Origin of the sequence: Variovorax sp. W1I1, from assembly GCF_030815625.1 — a bacterium.
Taxonomy (GTDB): Bacteria; Pseudomonadota; Gammaproteobacteria; order Burkholderiales; family Burkholderiaceae_C; genus Variovorax; species Variovorax paradoxus_C.
Window position 1 is genome coordinate 2,227,345 of the sequence record NZ_JAUSWZ010000001.1, and the last position, 22,645, is coordinate 2,249,989.

General features: G+C 65.9%; 26 protein-coding genes. 20 read left to right on the top strand and 6 right to left on the bottom strand.

Going from position 1 to position 22,645, the window contains the following annotated elements; translation table 11 throughout:
* Window positions 1-2 precede the first annotated feature (2 nt).
* From QFZ83_RS10570 to QFZ83_RS10585, 4 genes are all read left to right on the top strand, one after another.
* Window positions 3-851 carry an ATP-binding cassette domain-containing protein gene (locus tag QFZ83_RS10570; RefSeq protein ID WP_307505860.1) on the top strand — a complete coding sequence of 283 codons (849 nt, stop codon included), beginning with the start codon at window positions 3-5 and terminating at the stop codon, window positions 849-851.
* Between the two features lie 34 nt (window positions 852-885).
* Window positions 886-2,172, top strand: a complete 1,287-nt coding sequence (locus tag QFZ83_RS10575; RefSeq protein ID WP_307505863.1) for an O-acetylhomoserine aminocarboxypropyltransferase/cysteine synthase family protein — start codon at window positions 886-888, stop codon at window positions 2,170-2,172.
* Between the two features lie 22 nt (window positions 2,173-2,194).
* A complete protein-coding gene (locus QFZ83_RS10580) occupies window positions 2,195-2,791 on the top strand; it encodes a malonic semialdehyde reductase (RefSeq protein WP_307505868.1) in 597 nt (198 codons plus the stop codon).
* 66 nt (window positions 2,792-2,857) lie between these two features.
* Window positions 2,858-3,073 (top strand): molybdopterin-binding protein, encoded by a 216-nt coding sequence (locus QFZ83_RS10585; RefSeq protein WP_007829250.1) that lies wholly within the window; start codon window positions 2,858-2,860, stop codon window positions 3,071-3,073.
* A 58-nt stretch (window positions 3,074-3,131) separates the two neighbouring features.
* On the opposite strand, the gene QFZ83_RS10590 is transcribed toward QFZ83_RS10585, so the two are convergent.
* Window positions 3,132-3,578, bottom strand: a complete 447-nt coding sequence (locus QFZ83_RS10590) for a hypothetical protein (protein WP_307505871.1) — start codon at window positions 3,576-3,578, stop codon at window positions 3,132-3,134.
* A gap of 145 nt (window positions 3,579-3,723) precedes the next feature.
* Here QFZ83_RS10590 and QFZ83_RS10595 point away from each other — a divergent pair, with 145 nt between their 5' ends.
* From QFZ83_RS10595 to QFZ83_RS10625, 7 genes are all read left to right on the top strand, one after another.
* Window positions 3,724-4,677, top strand: a complete 954-nt coding sequence (locus QFZ83_RS10595; protein WP_307505875.1) for a TauD/TfdA family dioxygenase — start codon at window positions 3,724-3,726, stop codon at window positions 4,675-4,677.
* 138 nt (window positions 4,678-4,815) lie between these two features.
* Complete coding sequence (locus QFZ83_RS10600) at window positions 4,816-5,298, top strand: rhodanese-like domain-containing protein (protein WP_307505877.1); 483 nt, start codon at window positions 4,816-4,818, stop codon at window positions 5,296-5,298.
* A 51-nt stretch (window positions 5,299-5,349) separates the two neighbouring features.
* Complete coding sequence (gene epsC / locus QFZ83_RS10605; protein WP_307505879.1) at window positions 5,350-6,264, top strand: serine O-acetyltransferase EpsC; 915 nt, start codon at window positions 5,350-5,352, stop codon at window positions 6,262-6,264.
* Entirely contained in the window at window positions 6,261-6,530 is a 270-nt protein-coding gene (locus tag QFZ83_RS10610; protein WP_307505882.1) for a helix-turn-helix domain-containing protein, read from the top strand. Before epsC ends, QFZ83_RS10610 begins: the two co-directional genes overlap by 4 nt.
* Before the next feature lie 77 nt (window positions 6,531-6,607).
* Complete coding sequence (locus QFZ83_RS10615) at window positions 6,608-7,540, top strand: family 2A encapsulin nanocompartment shell protein (RefSeq protein WP_013541112.1); 933 nt, start codon at window positions 6,608-6,610, stop codon at window positions 7,538-7,540.
* Window positions 7,541-7,603: 63 nt separating this feature from the next.
* Window positions 7,604-9,520, top strand: coding sequence for a family 2A encapsulin nanocompartment cargo protein cysteine desulfurase (locus QFZ83_RS10620; RefSeq protein WP_307512682.1), 1,917 nt, complete (start codon window positions 7,604-7,606; stop codon window positions 9,518-9,520).
* Window positions 9,521-9,687: 167 nt separating this feature from the next.
* Window positions 9,688-11,043, top strand: coding sequence for an NAD(P)/FAD-dependent oxidoreductase (locus QFZ83_RS10625; RefSeq protein WP_307505885.1), 1,356 nt, complete (start codon window positions 9,688-9,690; stop codon window positions 11,041-11,043).
* Between the two features lie 16 nt (window positions 11,044-11,059).
* On the opposite strand, the gene yjjJ is transcribed toward QFZ83_RS10625, so the two are convergent.
* From yjjJ to QFZ83_RS10645, 4 genes are all read right to left on the bottom strand, one after another.
* Window positions 11,060-12,388, bottom strand: a complete 1,329-nt coding sequence (gene yjjJ, locus QFZ83_RS10630; protein ID WP_307505888.1) for a type II toxin-antitoxin system HipA family toxin YjjJ — start codon at window positions 12,386-12,388, stop codon at window positions 11,060-11,062.
* A 90-nt stretch (window positions 12,389-12,478) separates the two neighbouring features.
* Window positions 12,479-13,174: an aspartate/glutamate racemase family protein gene (locus QFZ83_RS10635; protein WP_307505890.1), complete on the bottom strand. Its 696-nt coding sequence runs from the start codon at window positions 13,172-13,174 to the stop codon at window positions 12,479-12,481.
* Window positions 13,175-13,215: 41 nt separating this feature from the next.
* Window positions 13,216-14,148: a 2-dehydropantoate 2-reductase gene (gene panE, locus QFZ83_RS10640; RefSeq protein WP_307505893.1), complete on the bottom strand. Its 933-nt coding sequence runs from the start codon at window positions 14,146-14,148 to the stop codon at window positions 13,216-13,218.
* Window positions 14,149-14,215: 67 nt separating this feature from the next.
* Entirely contained in the window at window positions 14,216-14,419 is a 204-nt protein-coding gene (locus QFZ83_RS10645) for a hypothetical protein (protein WP_307505896.1), read from the bottom strand.
* Between the two features lie 62 nt (window positions 14,420-14,481).
* On the opposite strand from QFZ83_RS10645, the gene QFZ83_RS10650 reads away from it, so the two are divergent.
* On the top strand, window positions 14,482-15,039 hold the full coding sequence (locus QFZ83_RS10650) for an NADPH-dependent FMN reductase (RefSeq protein ID WP_013541117.1): 558 nt from the start codon (window positions 14,482-14,484) through the stop codon (window positions 15,037-15,039).
* Between the two features lie 92 nt (window positions 15,040-15,131).
* Here the strand turns inward: QFZ83_RS10650 and QFZ83_RS10655 are convergent, their stop codons facing one another.
* Window positions 15,132-15,779, bottom strand: a complete 648-nt coding sequence (locus QFZ83_RS10655; protein WP_307505899.1) for an FMN-dependent NADH-azoreductase — start codon at window positions 15,777-15,779, stop codon at window positions 15,132-15,134.
* A 132-nt stretch (window positions 15,780-15,911) separates the two neighbouring features.
* Here QFZ83_RS10655 and QFZ83_RS10660 point away from each other — a divergent pair, with 132 nt between their 5' ends.
* The 8 genes from QFZ83_RS10660 (at window position 15,912) to QFZ83_RS10695 (ending at window position 22,615) form a co-directional block, all read left to right on the top strand.
* Window positions 15,912-16,880: a LysR family transcriptional regulator gene (locus QFZ83_RS10660; RefSeq protein WP_307505901.1), complete on the top strand. Its 969-nt coding sequence runs from the start codon at window positions 15,912-15,914 to the stop codon at window positions 16,878-16,880.
* Between the two features lie 77 nt (window positions 16,881-16,957).
* The gene (locus tag QFZ83_RS10665) at window positions 16,958-17,599 is read left to right on the top strand and encodes a peroxiredoxin (RefSeq protein ID WP_307505904.1); all 642 of its coding nucleotides are present in this window, start codon (window positions 16,958-16,960) and stop codon (window positions 17,597-17,599) included.
* A 22-nt stretch (window positions 17,600-17,621) separates the two neighbouring features.
* Window positions 17,622-18,197: an alpha/beta hydrolase gene (locus tag QFZ83_RS10670; RefSeq protein ID WP_013541121.1), complete on the top strand. Its 576-nt coding sequence runs from the start codon at window positions 17,622-17,624 to the stop codon at window positions 18,195-18,197.
* On the top strand, window positions 18,194-19,210 hold the full coding sequence (locus tag QFZ83_RS10675; RefSeq protein ID WP_307505909.1) for a sulfate ABC transporter substrate-binding protein: 1,017 nt from the start codon (window positions 18,194-18,196) through the stop codon (window positions 19,208-19,210). The genes QFZ83_RS10670 and QFZ83_RS10675 overlap by 4 nt, the downstream gene beginning before the upstream one ends.
* Window positions 19,211-20,098, top strand: a complete 888-nt coding sequence (cysT, locus tag QFZ83_RS10680) for a sulfate ABC transporter permease subunit CysT (protein WP_307505912.1) — start codon at window positions 19,211-19,213, stop codon at window positions 20,096-20,098.
* Between the two features lies 1 nt (window position 20,099).
* Window positions 20,100-21,002, top strand: a complete 903-nt coding sequence (gene cysW / locus QFZ83_RS10685) for a sulfate ABC transporter permease subunit CysW (RefSeq protein WP_307505915.1) — start codon at window positions 20,100-20,102, stop codon at window positions 21,000-21,002.
* A 15-nt stretch (window positions 21,003-21,017) separates the two neighbouring features.
* Complete coding sequence (locus QFZ83_RS10690; RefSeq protein ID WP_307505918.1) at window positions 21,018-22,115, top strand: sulfate/molybdate ABC transporter ATP-binding protein; 1,098 nt, start codon at window positions 21,018-21,020, stop codon at window positions 22,113-22,115.
* Window positions 22,112-22,615, top strand: a complete 504-nt coding sequence (locus QFZ83_RS10695; protein WP_307505921.1) for a disulfide bond formation protein B — start codon at window positions 22,112-22,114, stop codon at window positions 22,613-22,615. Before QFZ83_RS10690 ends, QFZ83_RS10695 begins: the two co-directional genes overlap by 4 nt.
* Window positions 22,616-22,645: the final 30 nt, after the last annotated feature.

The window sequence follows — 22,645 nt, forward strand, 5'->3', positions numbered from 1 at the left end:
CCATGAGTGCCGTTCTGAAAGACATCCAACCCCGGGCCCAAGCCCAGGCCATTGCCGGCGGCGTGCGCCTCGAAGCGCGCGGCCTGCACAAGCGCTATGGCACGCGAGACGTGCTGCGCAACACCAAGCTCACCATCGAGCCCGGCCAGTTCATCGCCATCGTGGGGCGCAGCGGCTGCGGCAAGAGCACGCTGCTGCGGCTGATCGCGGGGCTCGAAGAGGCGACCTCCGGCGGCCTTTACACCGACGGCAAGGCCGTGAACGGCCTGCACGACGACACCCGCATCATGTTTCAGGAGGCGCGCCTCCTGCCCTGGCGCCGCGTGCTCGACAACGTGACGCTGGGTTTGTCGAACGACGCCAAGCCGCGCGGCAAGGAGGTGCTCGCGCAAGTCGGTCTGGCCGACCGCGAGAACGAATGGCCGGCGCGCCTGTCGGGCGGACAGCGCCAGCGCGTGTCGCTTGCACGGGCGCTGGTGCATCACCCGCGCCTGCTGCTGCTCGACGAGCCGCTGGGCGCGCTCGACGCGCTCACCCGCATCGAGATGCACCGGCTCATCGAGAACCTATGGCAGCGCCATCGCTTCACCGCCTTGCTGGTGACGCACGACGTGCAGGAAGCCGTGGCCCTCGCAGACCGCGTGATCCTGATCGAAGACGGCCGCATCGCGCTGGACGAAAACATCGCGCTCGCCCGCCCGCGCTCGCAGGGCGACCCGGCCTTCGCGGCCATCGAAAAACGCATCCTCGACAGGGTGCTGCAAAAGCCCGGAACTCCCGAAGAGGCTGATAGCAGCGCCGACGCCAGCTGGCTTGGAACTCCCGCGCACGCGTTGCGCTGGGCGATCTGAGTCTTCCTTCTTCTTGTCCCGAAAGGCAGTCCCCATGTCGCAGAACTGGAAATTCGAAACCCTGTCGGTCCACGCCGGCTACTCGCCCGAACCGACCACGCGCGCCGTCGCACCGCCGATCTACCAGACGGTCGCCTACGCGTTCGACAGCGCGCAGCACGGCGCCGACCTGTTCGACCTGAAGGTGCCGGGCAACATCTACACCCGCATCAACAACCCGACACAGGACGTGCTGGAGCAGCGCGTGGCCGCGCTCGAAGGCGGCATCGCGGCGCTCGCGCTGGCCTCGGGCCAGGCGGCCGTGACCTACGCGATCCAGACCATCGCGGAGGCTGGCGACAACATCATCAGCAGCACGGCGCTCTACGGCGGCACCTACAACCTCTTCGCGCACACGCTGCCGCAGTTCGGCATCACCACGCGCTTTGCGGACCACCGCGATCCGACGAGCTTCGAGAAGCTCTTCGACGACAAGACCAAGGCAGTGTTCGTCGAATCGTTGGGCAACCCCGCCGGCAACGTGACCGACATCGCCGCCATCGCCGAGATCGCGCACCGCCACGGCGTGCCGCTGATCGTGGACAACACCGTGCCTTCGCCATACCTGAGCCGGCCCATCGAGCACGGCGCCGACATCGTGGTGCATTCGCTCACCAAGTACCTGGGCGGCCACGGCACCAGCATCGGCGGCGCGATCGTCGATTCGGGCAAGTTCCCGTGGGCCGAGCACAAGGCGCGCTTCAAGCGCCTGAACGAGCCCGATGTGAGCTACCACGGCGTGGTCTACACCGAGGCGCTCGGCCCGGCCGCCTACATCGGCCGCGCGCGTGTGGTGCCGCTGCGCAATACGGGCGCGGCCATCTCGCCGTTCAACGCCTTCCTCATCTTGCAGGGCATCGAGACGCTGGCGCTGCGCATGGACCGCATCAGCAGCAATGCGCTCAAGGTGGCGCAGCACCTGAAGACGCACAAGGCCGTGAATTGGGTCAACTACGCGGCGCTCGAAGACCATCCCGACCATGCGCTGGCGCAGAAGTACTTCGGCGGCAAGTCCAGCGGCGTGCTGACCTTCGGCATCGGCAGTGGACGTGAAGGCGGCGCGAAATTTCTCGATGCGCTGAAGCTCTTCACACGCCTCGTGAACATCGGCGACGTGCGATCGCTGGCGACGCATCCGGCCTCGACCACACACCGGCAGCTCTCGCCCGAAGAACTCGCCAAGGCCGGCGTGACGGAAGACACCGTGCGCCTGTCGGTCGGCATCGAGCACATCGACGATCTGATCGCGGATCTCGACGTGGCGCTCGCAGCCGCGTCCTGACCGCTCCGATGAACGGAAAACCATGACAACACTCAACGCCATTCCCGAAGCGGCGCTCGACCAGCTGTTCCGCAAGGCGCGCACCGTGCACGCCTTCAAGCCGGTGCCCGTCACCGACGAGCTGATCCACAAGCTCTACGACCTCGTGAAGTGGGGACCGACCGCCTACAACGCGCAGCCCGCGCGCTATGTGTTCGTGCGCAGCGAGGAGGGCAAGGCGAAGCTGAAGCCCGCGGTCTCGTCCGGCAACACGGCGCAGACGCTGGCTGCGGGCGTGACGGTGATCGTGGCGCACGACACGCGCTTCTACGAGCACCTGCCCACGCAGTTCCCCGCCTACGACGCCAAGCCCTTTTTCGAGAAGAGCGCCGAGGCTGCAGCGGCCACGGCCTTTCGCAACAGCAGCCTGCAGGGCGCCTACCTGATCCTGGCGGCGCGCTCACTCGGCCTCGACGTGGGGCCGCAGTCGGGCTTCAACGCGGACCTGGTCGACAAGGCCTTCTTCCCCGATGGCCGCTATCGCGCCAACTTTCTCGTGAACCTCGGCGTGGCCGACCACGCCGGTACGTTCGAGCGCGGGCCACGGCTCGCGTTCGAAGAGGTGGCGGAAATCGTCTGATCTCCCTCCCTCCGATCAATCCCATCCTTTTTTGCTTTATTTCTTCAATCTGAAAGAGAAACCATCATGTCCATCCAAGCCATCAACGTGCGCAACCAGTTCAAGGGCAAGGTCCGCGAAATCATCCGCGGCGACGTCGTCTCCGAAGTCGATGTCGAAACCGCCTGGGGCATCGTGACCTCGGTCATCACCACGCGCTCGGTCGACGAACTGCAATTGAAGGTTGGCTCCGACGTGGTCGCGCTCGTGAAGTCGACCGAGGTTTCGATCGCGAAGCTCTGACGGACCCTCGGGCGATTGCGAACAACCCGGTGTCCTAGTGACGCCGGGTTTTTTTACGTCAATGCAGCTTCGGCAGGAACGACGTCTCCATGTGATAGCGCTTGGGGTTGTTCCGATCGATGTAGACCGGAATCCATTCCTGCACGTAGTCCGTCGGATCGAACCAGAGGTTGGCGCTGCGGAACACGTGCAGGCGGTTGTTCGATGTGTCGTGCCATTTGGCGACGATGCGGTAGGGGTGCTCGCCGTTCACCTCGATGCTGCCGTTCTGCTCGACCTCTTGGAACTCGGCCTCGATGAGCTGGCCGTTCTGGCGCAGGTCGGCTTCCTTCTGTGCGCTCCAGCGGCCGAAGGCGATGATGCCGCCGCCGATGCTCGCGAAGATGACGCCCATGATCGTGAGAGCCAGCTTGGCCTCGGGGTCCACGAAGATGGCGCCGACCAGGAGCAGAAGCCCGATGGCCAGGAAGAGCCACTTGATGAGGGTGATGACTTTGTGATCCATCGCGCGACTTTGCCTTTGTTTCGCACAGGTCGATATAGCCAACATGGCTTAGTCGAATGGGGCATGAGGAACTGCGAACAGCTTCGTTCCGGCCCGGGAAGGCGCCTCACAGAATCTTTGGAATCAACCCCAAAGAGGACCTTCGATGAGCGCTGTTCTTTCTTCCCCCGTCGTTGCAGAAGACAACAACAACAACGAACTCGATATCGTCCGACACGCCGGCCACATCGGTGCCGAGGTGCGCGGCGTGCGGCTCTCGGGCGAGCTGCAGCCGGAGGTGTTCCGGTCGATCAAGGCCGCGCTCCTCAAGCACAAGGTGCTGTTCTTCCGCGGCCAGCAGCACCTGGACGACGCGCAGCAGCAAGCCTTCGGCCGCCTCTGGGGCGAGCTGGTGCCGCATCCGACCGTGCCCTCGAGGGACGGCACGAAGCTGCTGGAGCTCGATTCGCGCCACGGCGGCCGCGCCAACTCGTGGCACACCGACGTGACCTTCGAGGTGGCGTATCCGCAGGTGTCGATCCTGCGTGCGGTCGTGATTCCGGCTTACGGCGGTGACACCGTCTGGGCGAACACCGTGGCGGCCTACGAAAGCCTGTCGGACGACCTGAAGGCGCTGGCCGACCGGCTGCGCGCGGTGCATGGCAACGACTACGACTACGCCGCCTCGCGGCAGCCCGCCGACTTGGCCGATGAGGGCGTCACGCGCTACAGGGAAGTGTTCACGCGCCGCCTGCTCGAAGCCGAACATCCTGTGGTGCGCGTGCACCCCGAGACCGGCGAGCGCAGCCTCGTGCTCGGCCACTTCGTGAAGCGGCTGGCCGGCCATTCGACTTATGACTCCCAGCATCTGCTGAGCGTGCTGCAGAGCCACGTGCACCGGTTGGAGAACACGGTGCGCTGGCGCTGGACGCAGGGCGACGTGGCGATCTGGGACAACCGGGCCACGCAGCACTACGCGATCAACGACTACGGCGACCAGCACCGGGTGGTGCGCCGGGTGACGGTCGCGGGCGACGTTCCCTATGGCGTGGACGGTGCAAGGAGCGTGGACCTGACGGCGCCCGCCGTACGCGCGGCCGAGGCGGCAACCGCTGCATAGAACACAGAACATCGCGCTATACAACGTCCGGTTGTTAGGAATCGACTTTTCAGTCGTTTGAGGTTCTGGGCGGCGCTCCTAAAGTGGTGGTTATCGCCATCAACGGCGAATTCCAACGCACAACAGGAGCCGCACAGCATGTCAGTGGAAGTTGAAGAAGAACTCGTCTTGCCAGAAGCACTGGAACAGACGCGCGCCAAGGCCGCCGAAAACAACTGGCCCTATGCCGGCGGCGTAACGCCGACGGTGGCCTGGAACTTGGTGCAAAAGGGCCAGGCCGTGCTGGTCGACGTGCGCTCGGGCGAGGAACGCAAGTTCGTCGGCCATGTGCCCGAAAGCCTGCATGTGGCCTGGGCCACCGGCACCGCGCTCACGCGCAACCCCCGCTTCGTGCGCGAGCTGGAAGCCAAGCTCGCCAAGGAGGGCGGCAAGGATGCCGTGGCGCTGCTGCTGTGCCGCAGCGGCAAGCGTTCGGCGCTTGCCGCGGAGGCGGCCGCGAAGGCAGGCTTCACCAACGTCTTTAATGTGCTCGAAGGCTTCGAGGGCGAGATCGATGCGCATCAGCACCGCGGCGGTGCGGACGGCTGGCGCTTCCACAAGCTGCCTTGGGTGCAGGACTGACTGCGCGCCCCACAGAAGAACTCATACAGAACATTCAGGGAGAAAAAACACATGGCCCATTTCGAGGTAGGCGACATCGTGCGCGCGCTGCATGGCGTGCGCGACGAGTGGCGCGATTCACAACGGCGCTCGCGAGAGCCCGGCGCGCGCGAGTTTCCGTCGCGCGACGCGCTCACGCAGATCGTGGAGTCGCTGAAAGGCGCGCTCTTTCCGATGCGGCTCGGCCCGCCGGACCTGCGCCACGAGAGCGAAGACTTCTACGTCGGCCACACGCTCGACGCCGCATTGCAGGCGCTCCTGGTGCAGGCACGGCTGGAACTCAATTTCAATGCGCGCCTGGAGCCACGCGCGGCGAGCGAGATCGATGATGCGGCCACCGAAGCCGTGCGCCAGTTCGCGAACGCGCTGCCGGGATTGCGCCGACTGCTCGACAGCGACGTGCTCGCGGCCTACCAGGGCGACCCGGCCGCGCGCAGCGTCGACGAGGTGCTGCTGTGCTATCCGGGTGTGCTCGCGATGATTCATCACCGCCTCGCGCACCAGCTCTACAAGCTCGACCTGCCGCTGCTTGCGCGCATCGTGGCCGAACTCGCGCATGGGCAGACGGGCATCGACATTCACCCCGGCGCGCAGATCGACGCGGGCTTCTTCATCGACCACGGCACGGGCGTCGTGATCGGCGAGACGGCCGTCATCGGCAAGCGCGTGCGGCTCTACCAGGCCGTGACGCTCGGCGCCAAGCGCTTTCCCACCGACACCGAGGGCAACCTGCAGAAGGGCCTGCCGCGGCATCCGGTGGTGGAAGACGACGTGGTCATCTATGCGGGCGCGACCATCCTCGGGCGCGTGACGCTGGGGAAGGGTGCCGTCATCGGCGGCAATGTGTGGATCACCGACGACGTGAAGCCGGGCGCGAGCGTGACCCAGGCCAGTTTGCAGAACGCACCGAAAGCGAGCGCACCATGAAAGCCTTTGTCGAAGATTTCGGCGTCGCCGTGCGCCAGCTGCGCGAGGCGAACGGCTGGTCGCAGGAGCAGCTTGCGGAGCGCTCGGATCTCAATCGCTCGTATGTGGGCGAGGTGGAACGCGGCCGCGTGATTCCGTCGATCGTCACCGCGCAGAAGCTCGCGACGGCGCTCGGCATCAACATCGTGAACCTGCTTGCGCGCTGCGAGCAACTGGAGCAATCGCGCCTTGCAAGGCGGATCAACTTGGCGGCTATAGCCTGTTGAGGGGAAACCCTTGGCGCCCGGACACTGGCGACCAATTTCTTCTTACCCCCTGCCCATCTTTCACGGAGTTTTAATACATGAGCGCAACAGTCGGTGGTACCACCGCCCTTGGCGACAACGCCGCACGCCAACTAGCCAATGCCACCAAGACAGTTCCCCAGCTCGAGACCATCAGCCCGCGCTGGCTGACGCACCTCCTGCAATGGGTGCCGGTGGAAGCGGGCATCTACCGCGTCAACAAGGTCAAGAACCCCGAGTCGATCAAGGTCACCTGCACCTCGCGCGAAGAAGAAAACCAGCTGCCGCGCACCTTCGTCGACTACGAAGAAAACCCGCGCGAGCACTACCTCAATGCCGTGAGCACCGTGCTCGACGTGCACACCCGCATCTCCGACCTCTACAGCAGCCCGCACGACCAGATCAAGGAGCAGCTGCGCCTCACGATCGAGACGATCAAGGAGAACCAGGAGAGCGAGCTCATCAACAACCCCGACTACGGCCTGCTGGCCCAGGTGACCGACGAGCAGCGCATCTTCCCGCTGACCGGCGCGCCCACGCCCGACGACCTCGACGAGCTGCTGACCAAGGTGTGGAAGGAGCCCGCGTTCTTCCTCACGCACCCGCTCGCCATTGCCGCCTTCGGCCGCGAAGCCACGCGCCGCGGCACGCCGCCGCCCACCGTGAGCCTCTTCGGCTCGCAGTTCATCACCTGGCGCGGCATTCCGCTGATTCCGTCGAACAAGGTGCCGGTGGCCGACGGCAAGAGCAAGATCCTGCTGTTGCGCGTGGGCGACAAGCGTCAGGGCGTGGTGGGCCTGTTCCAGCCGGGCCTCTCGGGCGAACAGAGCCCGGGCCTGTCGGTGCGCTTCATGGGCATCAACAACCATGCGATCGCGTCGTACCTGATCTCGCTGTATTGCTCGCTCGCGGTGCTGACCACCGACGCGCTGGCGGTGCTCGACGATGTCGAGATCGGCAAGTACCACGACTATCCCGACACCTACAAGTAAGCCGCGGTGAGTACACCCACGATTCCGGGCGAGGCGCCGTTCGATCCGGCCATCCTCGCGCGCATGGCCAGCGCCATGTTCTCTGCGTTGCCGGGCACGGCACCTGCCTATTTATCGGGCACGTCGCCGACCTCGTTGCCCGGCGTGGCGAGCGGGTTGGTGCCGGGTGCGCAGTTTCCCGCCAACATCGCGCCGCCGGGCTCGCCGCTCGTGAGCCCTGCCGGCTTCGGGCCGAGCGTGCCGGGCACGCCGATTCCGCAGGGGCAGATTCCGGGCGCCAACGTGCTGCCCGCATCGCCGACCCAACTGCCTTCGCTCGCGAACCGCGCGCCGGCCTTGCTGCCGCATGCGGTAGCGGGCAATGGCGTGCCGGACAACGTGCTGTCGGTGGCGCCGGCCTTCGAGCCGCGCCTGGGTGGCACGGTGCTGGGCGTGCCGCAGCAGGTCGGTGCGCCTCTTGCGCCCTCTGCGCCGCAGACGGCAGCGGCATCGCCGTTCTACTTCCTGAATAACAGCTACGGACATCCGACGGCCGGTGCCAGCGATGGCTTCGCGATTCATGATCCGTTCGCAGGCTTGGCGGCACCGACTGCTCAACCCGCGCTGCCGCCGAGCCCGCCTTCGGCACCAGCGGGCCGTGATGCGCAGTTCTACTTCGTCGACGCGGTGCGCTTGCCCAACGGCTTCGTCACGCCGGCCAAGCCCGATCCGCGCGGCCCTGACGCGGTACCGCTCGCCGGCAGCGGCCAGCATCCGCCGTTCGATGTCAACGCCGTGCGCCGCGACTTCCCGATCCTTCAGGAACGCGTGAACGGCAAGCAACTCGTGTGGTTCGACAACGCGGCCACGACGCACAAGCCGCAGTCGGTCATCGACCGCATTGCGTACTTCTACGAACACGAGAACTCGAACATTCATCGCGCGGCGCATGAGCTTGCTGCGCGTGCGACCGATGCGTACGAAGGCGCACGGGAGCGCGTGCGCAAGTTCATCAACGCGCCGGAAGTCGAGGAAGTGATCTTCGTGCGCGGCACCACCGAGGCCATCAACCTCGTGGCCAAGAGCTGGGGCGGGCAGCACGTGGGCGAGGGCGACGAGATCATCGTCTCGAACCTCGAGCACCACGCCAACATCGTGCCGTGGCAGCAGCTCGCCGCCGCCAAGGGCGCGAAGCTGCGGGTGATTCCGGTGGACGATTCGGGCCAGGTGCTGCTTGACGAGTACCGCAAGCTGTTGAACGACCGCACGAAGATCGTTGCCGTCACGCAGGTCTCCAACGCACTGGGCACCGTGGTGCCGGTGAAGGAAATCGTCGAGCTCGCGCACCGCGCCGGCGCCAAGGCGCTGGTCGACGGCGCGCAGTCGGTCTCGCACATGCGGGTGGACGTGCAGGACCTCGGTGCCGACTTCTTCGTGTTCTCGGGCCACAAGGTGTTTGGCCCGACCGGCATCGGCGTGGTCTGGGGCAAGCGCGAAGTGCTCGAGGACATGCCCCCGTGGCAGGGCGGCGGCAACATGATTGCCGACGTGACCTTCGAGAAGACCGTGTTCCAGCCGATCCCGAACAAGTTCGAGGCCGGCACCGGCAACATCGCCGATGCGGTGGGCCTGGGCGCTGCGATCGACTACGTCAACAAGGTCGGCATCGAGAACATCGCGCGCTACGAACACGACCTGCTCGTGTACGGCATGCAGAAGCTCGGTGCGATCCCGGGCGTGCGGCTGATCGGCACGGCGGCCGACAAGGCGAGCGTGATGTCCTTCGTGCTCGACGGCTACACCACCGAAGAGGTGGGCCATGCACTGAACGACGAAGGCATCGCGGTGCGCACGGGCCACCACTGCGCGCAGCCGATCCTGCGGCGCTTCGGTGTCGAAACGACGGTGCGACCCTCGCTCGCGTTCTACAACACCTTCGACGAGGTGGATCGCCTGATCGCCGTGGTGCGGCGTCTTGCAGGGCAGCGACGCGCAGGCTGAGCGAAGCTCGCTTCCCCGATACGGCGGCCTTCATGGCCGCCGTTTCTTTTGTTGCTTTGCCAACGCGGTGTTTCGTTCGGGAAATCGCAAGCGCATTTGCACGGGGCCTGTGCCCGAGCGGAGGGCGTTATGCTGCTCAGCCTTGTAAAACGAGTTGTATCGCCTGAATGTCTTCGACTGAAGTCTCCTCCGCCGGCCCGCATACGGACGAATCCTGCGACGTGATCGTGATCGGCGGCGGCCCCGCCGGATCGACCGCTGCGGCGCTGCTGGCGCAACAGGGCCGCAAGGTGGTGCTGCTGGAGAAGGCGCACCACCCGCGCTTTCACATCGGCGAATCGCTGCTGCCCGCGAACGTGGAGCTGTTCGACAAGCTCGGCGTGCGCGACCAGGTCGAAAAGATCGGCATGCCGAAGTTCGGCATCGAGTTCGTCTCGCCGGAGCACGAGCACCGCAGCTACGTGGACTTTGCCGAGGGCTGGGACAAGTCGCTCGACTCCGCCTGGCAGGTGCGCCGCTCGGAGCTCGACGAGCTGCTGTTCCGCAACGCCGCCACGCGCGGCGCAGAAACCATCGAAGGCTGCAAGGTGCGCGATGTGGCGTTCGACGCCGACGGTGCGACCGTCAAGGCCGAGATGGACGACGGCACCAAGCGCAGTTGGCGCGCCCGCTTCGTGGTCGATGCCACCGGCCGCGACACGCTCCTGGCCAACAAATTCCGCTGCAAGGAAAAGAACCCCGACCACAACAGCACGGCAGTCTTCGGCCACTTCACGAACGCCGAGCGGCTGGAGGGCAAGAAGGAAGGCAACATCAGCATCTGCTGGTTTCCGCACGGCTGGTTCTGGTTCATTCCGCTGGCCGACGGCACCACCAGCGTGGGCGCGGTCTGCTGGCCGTACTACCTGAAGACGCGCGACAAGCCGCTGAAGGATTTCTTCTACGACACCATCGCGCTGTGCCCCGTATTGGCGGACCGCCTGAAGAACGCCACGCTGGTCGACGATGCGGTGCATGCCACCGGCAACTTCTCGTACTCGAGCACGCACGCGACGGGCGACCGCTACCTTTTGCTGGGCGACGCCTTCACCTTCATCGACCCGATGTTCTCCTCGGGCGTGTACCTGGCGATGCACAGCGCCTTCGACGGCGCCGAGCTCGTGGCCACCGCGCTCGACCAGCCGGCCGAACTGGCCGCCGCGCGCCAGGGCTTCGAGGCCATGATGCGCAAGGGCCCGCGCGAGTATTCGTGGTTCATCTACCGCGTGACGAACCCGACCATCCGCGACATGTTCATGCACCCGGGCAATCCGTTCCGGGTGAAGGAGGCGCTGATGTCGCTCCTGGCCGGCGACATCTACAAGGGCACGCCGATGTGGGGAGCGCTGCGGATGTTCAAGGTGCTGTATTACGGTATCTCGCTCGCGAACTTCCGCCGCACCTGGGCGGGGTGGAAGCGGCATCGCTTCAACACGCGGGACATGGGGACGCTGAAAGGGGAGACGATCCTCAAGTCGGAGTAGCGGCCGGCTTGCCGATTCAGGCGCCCGACATTTCACCAATGAGCCGTGCGTTCTGCCGCGCGAGCGTACGGAACGCCGCAGAGATGCGGTCATCGGTTGCAGCGGTTTGCCAAAACAAGCTTGCCAGTTGTCGAGCACGGGGCCACTCCTGCAGGGTTTCGACTGTCGGCTGCAATCCTGTGGTCGCCAATTCGCGCGGCGGTAATTCGCCGCTCGTGGGCGCATACAGCGTAGGAAGCACATCGTAGGCTGGAGCGAGCCGCCAGTCGCTGCCTTCGATGAGCAGCGAGATGTTGCCGTAGTGGCGGTCGGTGTTGCCGATGAGCCGGCCGAAGGCCTCGAGGAACCGCAAGCGCTGTGCATCGTCGGCGAGCAACAGGCCGCGCGAGGCCATCCGGTTGGCGGTAGCCGCCCAGTTGTCGATCTTGCCGACGTATTGGGAGTCGTACGCCATCAGCGACACCATGCCGATGCGGCCTCGCGCCGAGCGGTCGAAGCGTTCGACTTCCAGGAACACGCGGCCGCCCTCGATGAAAAGGCGTGTCGCAGCAGCGGCCACGCCGGCCTCGGCGAGTGCGGACAGCGCCAGGTGCTCGCAGACGAGCAAATCGCGCGAACGACGGTCGACCGGCGATGCGCCGGCCGGCGAGAACTTGACGATGACCTGCTTGCCATCGCGCACCGTGCAGAACTTCGGTTGCTCCCCGCCTGCTGACGACCCCGGCAGCGTGCCTTGCATCGCGCTGTCTGCCATGGACGGGTAATCGGCGACGGAAACTTCGTGCGCAGGTTGCGCTGCCATGGCGTGAAAGCGACGGAACGATTCCGCTCTGACGACCAAGTTGCCGGGCAGGTCTTCACCGCACAGGGTGAGGGCCTGAAGTACGTCGTCGTCGTTCCAGTGCTCGGGGTTCGCAGGCAATCCCAGTTCGGGGTGACCCTGGGCGAATGCGCGGCCGATGAAACCCTGGGGACGCATGTCGGACAGGAACCAGGGCAGGCCGTCATGCAGCGCGCTGCGGCCCTCCTGCTCGTCCATCCAGCAACGGCCGCCCTGGAGGGGAACGATGCGGCCGAATGGCAAGGCGTTGCCCGCGGCATCGATCTTGACGACCGGCACTTCGGTGCCGACGCGCTCGACATGCCGCGGAACCACATACATCTGGGAGCGTGCGGCGCCCACCTTGAGCATTTCCGCGCTGCGGATCAGCGGTGCCAAGGTTCGCGAGGCAGTCGCCTGGCTGACACCGAGGTGAGCCTGTATCTCGGCGCTGGTGACCGCACCCTGTGCGCGGACGAACGCAAGCACGGCGGCGGCGTTCTGGGATGGTGCGGGGAGAGGCATTGAATATCAAAGTGAATAGATAAATTATCCTATTCCTCGTTGAAGTATTCAAGTCATATGAATATTTTTATGAATAGATACTCGAAGCCATCACGGCGCATTAATGGTACTGAGATTCCACGCAGTGCCCGACGCCCGCAGCGTTGCCACCGCATGCGCAACGCCCAACCCCGGGCTGCTGAGCACATCGATGCCGAGGTCGGCAAGGAGCGGCGTCACTGGCGCCATCGAAGCCTGCGCCAGCACGACGACATCGGCCTTGCCGACCGCCCCGCGGATCGCGGCTGCCAGCGTCTCCACATAGCGGCCGGTATCGCCGGCCTGGAAGTGCGTCCACGCCTCATCGACGAGCAGTGCGCTCGGCCGTGTGCCGACGCCGGCCTGCGTCGCCGCCGAGAGGATCAGCGCCGTCGTCGGCTCCAGCGTGCTTTCGACGGCCGCGACGATCAGCACGCGCGGGCCGGTGCGCACCGCGCGGTCGGCCATGGCGCGGTCGATGCGCAGGGCCGAGAAGGCGCCGCCGGTGGCGGTTTTCTCGGCGATGCCGCCGATGGTCGAACAGGTGCACACGACCACCGCGGCGCCGTCCGACGCCGCTTCGCGCATGGCTTCCTGCACGCGTCTGACCAGCGCCGCGTTGTCGACCCCCACGACGCGGGCATCGTCCAGAAGCTCTTCCATCACGAGGTGGCGCACCTCCAGTTCGGGCGCCATCTCGTGGACCAGGCGTCCGAAGGTCTGCACATGCGACTTTGCCGTGTGGAGGAAGGCGAGCGCGTCGGCCATGGTCGGGTGAGTCGGGTGGGCGTGGGATCGCGGGTTCGGGATCAGCCGGCCTCGCGGGCGCGGCGGGCCTCGTAGGCCTTGAGGTGGACGTACGCGGTGCGCAGCACCGTGGGCACGGGCGAATCGCTCCTGGGCGCACGGCCGAGGAGGTCGCCGACGATGTGGTCGGCCTCGACCGCCGCGCCGCGGACCATGTCCTTGTACATCGATGCCGTCATCGGCGAGCCGGCCGTCGTTACTACCGCGCGGCCGCGCTGGATGGCGGCGGGGCGCGGGGCGAAGCCGTTGTGCGCGGCGATGGCGCAGCACTCGTCGAAGATCGAGAGCGCCACGTCCTGGCCGCCGGCCGCGACGATGTCGCCGATGGAGGCGCGCATCAGGCTCGTGAGGCCGGCCGCGGAGGCGATGAAGACCCACTTCTCCCACATGTCCTGCGCGATGGTTTCGCTCGCGGTGGCGTCGAACTTCGCGCCTGCGAACTGGGCCGCGATGGCATCGACGCGCGCCGAGCGTCCGCCGGCGCGCTCGCCGTAGCTCAGGCCGTGCATGTCGTTGAGATGGAGCACGCGGCCTTCGTCGTCCAGCGTGGCCGAGATCATGCAGAGGCCGCCGAGCACGCGCTCGTCGCCGAAGCGTTCGACCAGTTGGTCGATGTGTTTCATGCCATTGAGGAGCGGGAGGATCACGGTGTTCGGGCCGACCGCGGGCGCGAACGAATCCATGGTCGATGCAAGGTCGTAGGCCTTGCTGCCGACGACCACCACGTCATAGGGGCCGTCGATGTTCTCGGCCAGCACATGCTTCGGTGCCGGAAGTTCGAGGTTGCCGAAAGGGCTCTGCACCATGAGCCCGGTCTTCGCGAGCTGGGCCGCGCGGCGCGGACGAAGAAGAAAGGTCACATCGCACCCGGCCTCGAGCAAACGGCCGCCGAAATAACCACCGAGTGCACCGGCACCCACCACCAGGAATCTCATCGCGCATCGCTCCAGAAATCAAAAAAAGGATCTGGAACGATGATGCCCGCGTTCGAGCCGGGCCGCTCTAGGCAGTTTCCTTCTCCTTCAGCAGGCGCTGGCGGGCAAAGGGGCGCAGGTCGAGGCCGTGGGACATGGCGCGGCCGAGCACCTGGTCGGCGATCGCTTCGCCCAGGCCGGCCGAATGCTTGCTGGGTCGTGGCCACCAGCATCTTTCAGGGTGCGGCACGGCACAAGAGCTTTTCCAGAAAAGGTCATGGGCGATTCGCATAATCGCTTTCGTCCTTCGGACCTTCCCTCCAGATCTCTCATTCACACCAAGGAGTTTTACCCATGGCACAGACCCGGATCGCCGTCGTTGTCGGCAGCCTTCGCAAGGATTCGTTCAACCAGAAGCTCGCGCTCGCGCTGGCCCACCTCGCGCCCTCGGACTTCACCTTCGAACACCTGCGCATCGACGACCTGCCGCTCTACAACCAGGACGACGACGGCAACCAGGCGCCCGCCGTGAAGCGCCTGAAGAGCGAGATCGCGGCCGCGCAAGGCCTCTTGTTCGTGACGCCCGAATACAACCGCTCGATCCCCGGCGTGCTGAAGAACGCCATCGACCACGCCTCGCGCCCCTACGGCCAGAGCGTCTGGGGCGGCAAGCCGGCCGGCGTGGTCGGCATCTCGGTGGGCGCCATCGGCACCGCGCTGGCACAGCAACACCTGCGCAACATCCTGGCGTACCTCGACGTGCCGACGCTGGGCTCGCCCGAAGTGTTCCTGCAGACTAAGGACGACCTGTTCGACGACAAGGGCCACATCGGCAACGAAGGCTCGAAGAAGTTCCTGCAGGGGTGGATGGACAAGTATGTGGCGTGGGTCAAGAGCCATTCGGCTGTCTGATCGACGACGAACTCATTGAATCGGGCGCCGGCAGGCGCCCATGAAAAAAGCCGCCCGAGGGCGGCTTTCGTCTTTTGGAGCCGAGGCTTGGCTCAGGCCACCTGGGCCACATCCTTCTGGTTCGCGGCTTCCGCCGTCGCCACCAGGATGTCCGAACGCGCCGACGTCAGCGCGGCAGCCTTCGGCTCGTCGCCCATCGCCACGCCCTCGGCACGCACGATGCGCACGTCGGTGATGCCGAAGAAGCCGAAGACCACCTTGAGGTAGCTCTCCTGGTGTTCGGCGCCCTGGCCCCAGTCGCTGGTCGAGTAGATGCCGCCGCGGCTGGAAGCCACGATCACGGTCTTGCCGCCGGCGAGGCCCACGGGGCCGGTCTCGGTGTACTTGAAGGTGCGGCCGACCTGGCCGAGGCGGTCGATCCAGGCCTTGAGCTGGGTCGGAATCGAGAAGTTGTAGAGCGGGGCGCCGATGACGACCACGTCCGAGGCCAGGAACTGGCTCACCAGCTTTTCGGACAGCGCGTTCTCGCGCTGCTGAGCTTCGGTCGGCTCGGCCTGCGGGCCGGTCTTGATGGCCAGGGCGTCGGCGGTGAAGTGGCCCGGGGCGTCGACGGCGAGGTCGAGGTATTCGACGGTGGTGTCGGGGTGCGCGGCCTTCCAGGCGGCGACGGTTTCCGCCGTCAGCAGGCGGGAGGTCGAGTAGGCACCGAGGATGCTGGAGTCAACATGGAGCAGCTTCATATCAATCACTTTCGAGTGGATGGTGTCGGCGCTCAAAGTGGCCGGCGTTGGGAGAATTCTATTTTTGAGTCGATTGATTGATAAGTAGCCAAAATTTGTATAGATCGTCCTGATTGCAGGACAATTGCTGCCATGCAAGACCTCAATGACATGGTTTTCTTCGCCGAAGTGGCCGAGCGGGGCGGGTTTGCCGCGGCCAGCCGGGCGCTCGGCATTCCCAAGTCGCGCCTGTCGCGCCGCGTGGCGGAACTGGAGGAGCGCCTGGGCGTGCAGCTGATGCAACGCAGCACCCGGCGCCTGTCGCTCACGCCGGCCGGCGAGATCTACCTGCGGCATGCCGCCGCCATGCGCGATGCGGCGCAGGCCGCGGCCGAATCGGTGGCGCAGGTGCAGAACGAGCCGAGCGGGCTGGTGCGGCTGAGCGTGCCGATCACGATGGCGTACAGCGGGGTGGCCCAGCTGCTGCCGCTCTTCATGGAGCGCTACCCGGCGGTACGGGTCGATGTGCGGGTCATCAACCGCCCGGTGGACCTGATCGAGGAGGGCTTCGACATCGCGTTGCGCGTGCGGCCCGTGGTCGAGGAAAGCGCCACGCTGGTGGCCAAGATCCTGGGCACCGGCCGCGGGGTGCTGGTGGCCAGCCCGGCGCTGATGCGGCGGCAGGGGCCGGTGGACACGCCAGCCGATCTCGCGCGGCTGGACACCATGGCGATGTCGGTCAACGGCGAGGGCCGCGCCGAATGGCGGCTGGCAGGCCCCAAAGGCAAGACCTATGTCCACACCCACACGCCGCGCTACGTGGCGGACGACATCGCGACGCTGCAGATCGCCGCGATCGCTGGCATCGGCGCCACGATGCTGCCGGGCTACATGTGCGCGGCCGACGTCGAGGCGGGCCGGCTGGAAAAAGTGCTGTGCGACTGGGGGCCGGAGGAGGCCATCGCGCACATGGTGTTCCCGCCGCGGCGCGCGCTGGTGCCGGCGGTGCGGCGGCTGATCGATTTCCTGTTCGAGCACCTGCAGGGCATCGAGGGTGCGCCTTTGCTCAGGCCGGACGGGGAGCCCTGCAATTCCCACCCCGATATGCGGAAACCGACATAACCAAACAAGTAGATATTCGTTTGTCATCCTTGCCGGGCTTCGCACAATCCAGGGCTCCCATCCATCCAGGAGCGACCATGGCTACTCTGCGACTCGGCGACACCGCCCCTAATTTCATCCAGGACTCCAGCGAAGGCCCCCTCGATTTCTATCAGTGGGCCGGCGATTCTTGGGTTGTGTTCTTCTCGCATCCGGCCGATTTCACGCCCGTCTGCACCACCGAACTGGGCAAGACCGCGGCGCTGTCGGGCGAATTCGCCAAGCGCGGCGTCAAGCCTATCGCGCTGAGCGTCGATCCGGCCACCAAGCACAAGGAATGGATCGGCGACATCAACGAAACGCAGAACACCACGGTCAACTTCCCGATCATTGCGGACGCCGACCGCAAGGTGGCCGACCTGTACGACCTGATCCACCCGAACGCCTCGGCCACGGCCACCGTTCGCAGCGTGTTCATCATCGATCCGAAGAAGGTGATCCGCACCACCATCACCTACCCGGCATCGACCGGCCGCAACTTCGACGAGATCCTGCGCGTGATCGACTCGCTGCAGCTCACCGACAGCCACAAGGTGGCGACCCCGGTGAACTGGAAGGACGGCGACGATGTGGTCATCGTCCCCAGCATCCAGGACCCGGCCGAGCTGGCCGAGCGCTTTCCCAAGGGCTTCAAGGCCGTCAAGCCTTACCTGCGCATCACGCCGCAGCCCAACAAGTAAGCGGCACAGGCGGCATTCGCAGATGCAGACGCGCGTCGTCATCGTCCCCGGCTGGAGGGATTCCGGTCCCGGCCACTGGCAGAGCCTTTGGGAAGAGCGCATCCCGGGCGCCGCGCGGGTGGTGCAGGACGACTGGGCCTCGCCCAAGCGCGATGCCTGGGTGCCGGCGCTTGCCAAGCTGGTGCTCGAGACGCCCGGCCCGGTGGTGATCGCGGCGCACAGCCTGGGCTGCATCGCCACGGCGCACCTGCCGCCCGAGGCCGCCGCCCGCATCCAGGGCGCGCTGCTGGTGGCCCCCGCCGACCCCGAGCGCCGCGCGGTGCTCTCCGACTTCGCGCCCGTGCCCTACGCGACGCTGCCGTACCGCAGCATCGTGGTGGCCAGCAGCAACGACCCCTACTGCCCGATCCGGCTGGCAGGTGCATATTCGCGGGCCTGGGGCAGCGAATTCGTGCGCATGCAGAATGCGGGCCACATCAACATCGATTCGGGGCACGGAGACTGGCCGCTCGGCCTGGCCTTGCTCCAATCCTTGACCGACGAGCCCGCCGCCTGGTCGGCGGGCCGTGATTTTTCAGAAACCTTGGCAATCACATGACTTCCAGAATCAAGACCTTCGTCGCCGTGCTCGCGCTGGCGTCCTCCGCACTCGCCGGCAGCAGCGCCTTCGCCCAAGGCACGACGCTGCTGAACGCCTCGTATGACGTGGCCCGCGAGTTCTACAAGGACTACAACGCAGCGTTCGTGGCGCACTACAAGAAGGCCACCGGCAAGGACGTGAAGGTCGACCAGTCGCACGGCGGCTCCAGCGCGCAGGCGCGCTCTGTGGCCGACGGCCTCGATGCCGACGTGGTGACCATGAACACCTCGACCGACATCGACTTCCTCGCCAACGCCGGCGTGGTCGCCAAGGACTGGAACAAGAAATTCCCCGAGAACGCATCGCCGACCACATCGACCATGCTGTTCCTCGTGCGCAACGGCAACCCCAAGGGCATCAAGGACTGGGACGACCTAGTCAAGCCCGGCATCCAGGTTGTGATCGTCAACCCCAAGACCGGCGGCAACGGGCGCTACGCCTACCTCGCCGCATGGGGCTACATCAAGAAGAAGGGCGGCACCGATGCACAGGCCGCCGAGTTCGTGGGCAAGCTCTTCAAGAACACCCCGGTGCTGGCACGCGGCGGCCGCGATGCCACCACCGCCTTCCTGCAACGCAACATCGGCGACGCGCTGATCACCTTCGAATCGGAAGTGGTCTCCATCGATCGCGAATTCGGCACCGGCAAGGTCGACTCGGTGTACCCGTCGATCAGCATCGTGGCCGAGAACCCGGTTGCGGTGGTCGAGCGCACGGTCAACAAGAAGGGCACCGGCGAACTCGCCAAGGCCTACCTTGACTGGCTCTATTCCGAAGAAGCGCAGGAGATCGCCGCCAAGCACGCGCTGCGTCCGCGCTCGCAAGCTGTGCTCAAGAAGCACGCCGCGACCTTCAAGCCGCTGCAGCTCTTCACCGTGCAGGAACTGTTCGGCAGCCTGACCGAAGCGCAGAAGGTGCACTTCAACGACGGCGGCCAGTTCGACAAGCTCTACACGCCTGGCGCAAAGTAAATGAGCGGCGCAGTTTCTTCGGCGCTCCCGTCCACGGGAGCGCCGCTTTCGCGTGCCAACCGGGCAGGAGGCGCCAAGCGCGTGCTGCCCGGTTTCCACATCACGCTCGGCTTCTCGGTTCTGTACCTGAGCCTGATCGTGCTGATCCCGCTGTCGGCGCTGGTCTTCAAGACCTTCACGCTGACCTGGGAGCAGTTCTGGGTGGCCGTGACCGCACCGCGCGTGTTGGCGTCCTACCGCCTGACCTTCGGCGCCTCGCTGCTTGCGGCCATCGTGAATGCGGTGTTCGGCCTGCTGGTGGCCTGGGTGCTGGTGCGCTACAAGTTTCCGGGCAAGCGCATCGTCGATGCGCTGGTCGACCTGCCGTTCGCACTGCCCACGGCCGTGGCCGGCATTTCGCTCACCGCACTGCTCGCGGGCAATGGCTGGATCGGGCAACTGCTCGAGCCGCACGGCATCAAGCTGGCCTTCACGCCGGCGGGCATCGTGATCGCGCTGATCTTCATCGGGCTGCCGTTCGTGGTGCGCACGGTGCAGCCGGTGCTCGAAGACGCCGAGAAAGAACTCGAAGAAGCCGCCACCTCGCTGGGCGCGACGCGTCTGCAGACCTTCACCAAGGTGATCCTGCCTTCCATCGGCCCCGCATTGCTCACCGGCTTTGCCATGGCCTTCGCACGCGCCATCGGCGAATACGGCTCGGTGATCTTCATCGCCGGCAACATGCCGATGATCTCGGAGATCACGCCGCTCATCATCATCGGCAAGCTGGAGCAGTACGACTACGCGGGCGCCACCGCCGTCGCGCTGGTGATGCTGGTCATTTCCTTCCTGCTGCTGCTGGTCATCAATGGCCTGCAAGCTTGGCAACGTCGCAGGGCAGGGGGCTGACATGAGCGCACCTTCCAAAATCATCCGCCGCGCGCAGGCCGGCACCACCGAAGCCGCGTGGGTCCGCTGGACGCTGATCGGCATTGCGCTCGCGTTCATGTTCCTGTTCCTCGTGCTGCCGCTCGCAGCCGTGGCGACCGAGGCGCTGCGCAAGGGCGTTTCGGCCTACCTCGAAGCGCTGAAGGAACCCGACGCCTGGAGCGCCATCCGCCTCACGCTGATCACGGCCGCCATCACGGTGCCGTTGAACCTCGTGTTCGGCGTGGCCGCAGCCTGGGCCATCGCCAAGTTCGAGTTCCGCGGCAAGGCCTTTCTCACCACGCTGATCGACCTGCCGTTCGCGGTGTCTCCAGTGGTCGCTGGCCTGATCTACGTGCTGGTGTTCGGCGCGCAGGGCTGGTTCGGCCCGTGGCTTGCCGAGCACGACATCAAGATCATCTTCGCCGTGCCCGGCATCGTGCTGGCCACCGTGTTCGTGACCTTCCCGTTCATCGCGCGCGAGCTGATTCCGCTGATGCAGGCGCAGGGCACCGACGAGGAGCAGGCCGCCATCGTGCTCGGTGCGACCGGCTGGCAGACCTTCTGGCGCGTGACGCTGCCCAACATCAAGTGGGGCCTCCTGTACGGCGTGATCCTCTGCAACGCGCGCGCCATGGGCGAATTCGGCGCGGTGTCGGTGGTGTCCGGCCACATCCGCGGCCAGACCAACACCATGCCGCTGCATGTGGAAGTGCTCTACAACGAATACCAGTCGGTGGCCGCGTTCGCGGTGGCGTCGCTGCTGGCGATCCTGGCGCTGGTCACGCTGGTGATCAAGTCGGTGATCGAGTGGCGCCATGAGCGCGAGATGAAGGCTATTGCAGAACTGCCCCCCGAGCGCCCGCCCGAAACGACGGCGGCCTGAGAGAGAGAAGAAATCATGAGCATCGAAATCCGCAACATCAGCAAGCAGTTCGGCGACTTCCGCGCGCTGCGCAACGTGAACCTCGACGTGGAGTCGGGCGAGCTCGTCGCGCTGCTCGGCCCTTCGGGCTGCGGCAAGACCACGCTGCTGCGCATCATCGCGGGGCTGGAAACGGCCGACACCGGCAGCATCCATTTCTCGGGCGAAGACACGACCGATGTGCATGTGCGCGAGCGCCAGGTCGGCTTCGTGTTCCAGCACTACGCGCTGTTCCGCCATATGACCGTGTTCGAGAACGTCGCCTTCGGCCTGCGCGTGAAGCCACGCAAGGAGCGTCCGAGCGAGGCGCAGATCAAGGCCAAGGTGACCGACCTGCTCAAGCTGGTGCAGCTCGACTGGCTGGCCGACCGCTACCCGTCGCAGCTCTCGGGCGGCCAGCGCCAGCGCATCGCGCTCGCCCGTGCGCTCGCTGTGGAGCCCAAGGTGCTGCTGCTCGACGAACCCTTCGGCGCGCTCGACGCCAAGGTGCGCAAGGAACTGCGCCGGTGGCTGCGCCGCCTGCACGACGAACTGCACGTCACCTCGATCTTCGTCACGCACGACCAGGAAGAGGCGCTCGAGGTGGCCGACCGCGTGGTGGTCATCAACAAGGGGCAGATCGAGCAGGTCGGCTCGCCGCAGGACGTGTGGGACAAGCCCGCGAGTCCTTTCGTCTACGGGTTCCTCGGCGACGTGAACCTGTTCCATGGCCGTGCCGACAACGGCCAGGTGCAGCTCGACGGCATGCGCCTGGATTCGCCCGAGCACAGCGGCGCGCGCGATGCCAAGGCCATGGCCTACGTGCGGCCGCATGACCTAGATGTGACACGGTACGTGTCGGGCGCTACCGGCATCGTTGCCACGCTGTCGCGTGCGATCGTGGTCGGCCCGATCGCGCGGCTGGAACTTGAGCCCACCGAATCGAATCCAGATAATCCGGGCTCCGGAACCATCATCGAGGCGCAACTCCCTGCGCAACAGTTCCGCGACCTGGGCTTGAAGGAGGGCGACACCGTCGTCGCCAATCCGCGCAAGGCCAGGGTGTTCGTAGAAGAAGATTGGGTGTCTCCTTGATCGATTGGTACTTCGGCGCGCCGCGCCGCGCGCTCGGGCTGATCTGCCTGGCCTGTGTCCTCATGCTGGCTTTCGGGCTCTACCTGCAGCACGTGGTGGGGCTCGAACCTTGCCCGATGTGCATCGTGCAGCGGTATGCGCTGGTGCTGGTGGCCCTCTTCACCGGGCTGGCCGCCATCTTCCGCAGCCGCCCGCTGCAGGTGACCGGCGGGGTGTTGGCACTGGTGTCCGCGGTGGGCGGCGCCTACACGGCGGCTGCGCAGAGCTGGCTGCAGTGGTATCCGCCCGAAGTCGTGTCCTGCGGGCGCGACCTCTACGGAATGATCGAGACCTTCCCGCTCAAGCGCGCGCTGCCGTTGATCTTCCGCGGCGGCGGCGACTGCTCCAAGGTCGATTGGTCGCTCTTCGGCATGACGCTGGCGAACTGGTCGTTCGTCGCGTTCGTGGTGCTCTCGCTGCTGCTGATCACGCTGCTCCTGCGCCGCCGCACCGCGCGCTGAGTTCTTTCTTCGCATCCGAAAAGGCGTGGC

Bases quoted from the DNA above. Each gene is read 5' to 3' on its own strand.
- QFZ83_RS10570 (WP_307505860.1), top strand. From the start codon at position 3: ATGAGTGCCGTTCTGAAAGACATCCAACCCCGGGCCCAAGCCCAGGCC.
- QFZ83_RS10575 (WP_307505863.1), top strand. From the start codon at position 886: ATGTCGCAGAACTGGAAATTCGAAACCCTGTCGGTCCACGCCGGCTAC.
- QFZ83_RS10580 (WP_307505868.1), top strand. From the start codon at position 2,195: ATGACAACACTCAACGCCATTCCCGAAGCGGCGCTCGACCAGCTGTTC.
- QFZ83_RS10585 (WP_007829250.1), top strand. From the start codon at position 2,858: ATGTCCATCCAAGCCATCAACGTGCGCAACCAGTTCAAGGGCAAGGTC.
- QFZ83_RS10590 (WP_307505871.1), bottom strand. From the start codon at position 3,578: ATGGATCACAAAGTCATCACCCTCATCAAGTGGCTCTTCCTGGCCATC.
- QFZ83_RS10595 (WP_307505875.1), top strand. From the start codon at position 3,724: ATGAGCGCTGTTCTTTCTTCCCCCGTCGTTGCAGAAGACAACAACAAC.
- QFZ83_RS10600 (WP_307505877.1), top strand. From the start codon at position 4,816: ATGTCAGTGGAAGTTGAAGAAGAACTCGTCTTGCCAGAAGCACTGGAA.
- epsC (WP_307505879.1), top strand. From the start codon at position 5,350: ATGGCCCATTTCGAGGTAGGCGACATCGTGCGCGCGCTGCATGGCGTG.
- QFZ83_RS10610 (WP_307505882.1), top strand. From the start codon at position 6,261: ATGAAAGCCTTTGTCGAAGATTTCGGCGTCGCCGTGCGCCAGCTGCGC.
- QFZ83_RS10615 (WP_013541112.1), top strand. From the start codon at position 6,608: ATGAGCGCAACAGTCGGTGGTACCACCGCCCTTGGCGACAACGCCGCA.
- QFZ83_RS10620 (WP_307512682.1), top strand. From the start codon at position 7,604: ATGGCCAGCGCCATGTTCTCTGCGTTGCCGGGCACGGCACCTGCCTAT.
- QFZ83_RS10625 (WP_307505885.1), top strand. From the start codon at position 9,688: ATGTCTTCGACTGAAGTCTCCTCCGCCGGCCCGCATACGGACGAATCC.
- yjjJ (WP_307505888.1), bottom strand. From the start codon at position 12,388: ATGCCTCTCCCCGCACCATCCCAGAACGCCGCCGCCGTGCTTGCGTTC.
- QFZ83_RS10635 (WP_307505890.1), bottom strand. From the start codon at position 13,174: ATGGCCGACGCGCTCGCCTTCCTCCACACGGCAAAGTCGCATGTGCAG.
- panE (WP_307505893.1), bottom strand. From the start codon at position 14,148: ATGAGATTCCTGGTGGTGGGTGCCGGTGCACTCGGTGGTTATTTCGGC.
- QFZ83_RS10645 (WP_307505896.1), bottom strand. From the start codon at position 14,419: ATGCGAATCGCCCATGACCTTTTCTGGAAAAGCTCTTGTGCCGTGCCG.
- QFZ83_RS10650 (WP_013541117.1), top strand. From the start codon at position 14,482: ATGGCACAGACCCGGATCGCCGTCGTTGTCGGCAGCCTTCGCAAGGAT.
- QFZ83_RS10655 (WP_307505899.1), bottom strand. From the start codon at position 15,779: ATGAAGCTGCTCCATGTTGACTCCAGCATCCTCGGTGCCTACTCGACC.
- QFZ83_RS10660 (WP_307505901.1), top strand. From the start codon at position 15,912: ATGCAAGACCTCAATGACATGGTTTTCTTCGCCGAAGTGGCCGAGCGG.
- QFZ83_RS10665 (WP_307505904.1), top strand. From the start codon at position 16,958: ATGGCTACTCTGCGACTCGGCGACACCGCCCCTAATTTCATCCAGGAC.
- QFZ83_RS10670 (WP_013541121.1), top strand. From the start codon at position 17,622: ATGCAGACGCGCGTCGTCATCGTCCCCGGCTGGAGGGATTCCGGTCCC.
- QFZ83_RS10675 (WP_307505909.1), top strand. From the start codon at position 18,194: ATGACTTCCAGAATCAAGACCTTCGTCGCCGTGCTCGCGCTGGCGTCC.
- cysT (WP_307505912.1), top strand. From the start codon at position 19,211: ATGAGCGGCGCAGTTTCTTCGGCGCTCCCGTCCACGGGAGCGCCGCTT.
- cysW (WP_307505915.1), top strand. From the start codon at position 20,100: ATGAGCGCACCTTCCAAAATCATCCGCCGCGCGCAGGCCGGCACCACC.
- QFZ83_RS10690 (WP_307505918.1), top strand. From the start codon at position 21,018: ATGAGCATCGAAATCCGCAACATCAGCAAGCAGTTCGGCGACTTCCGC.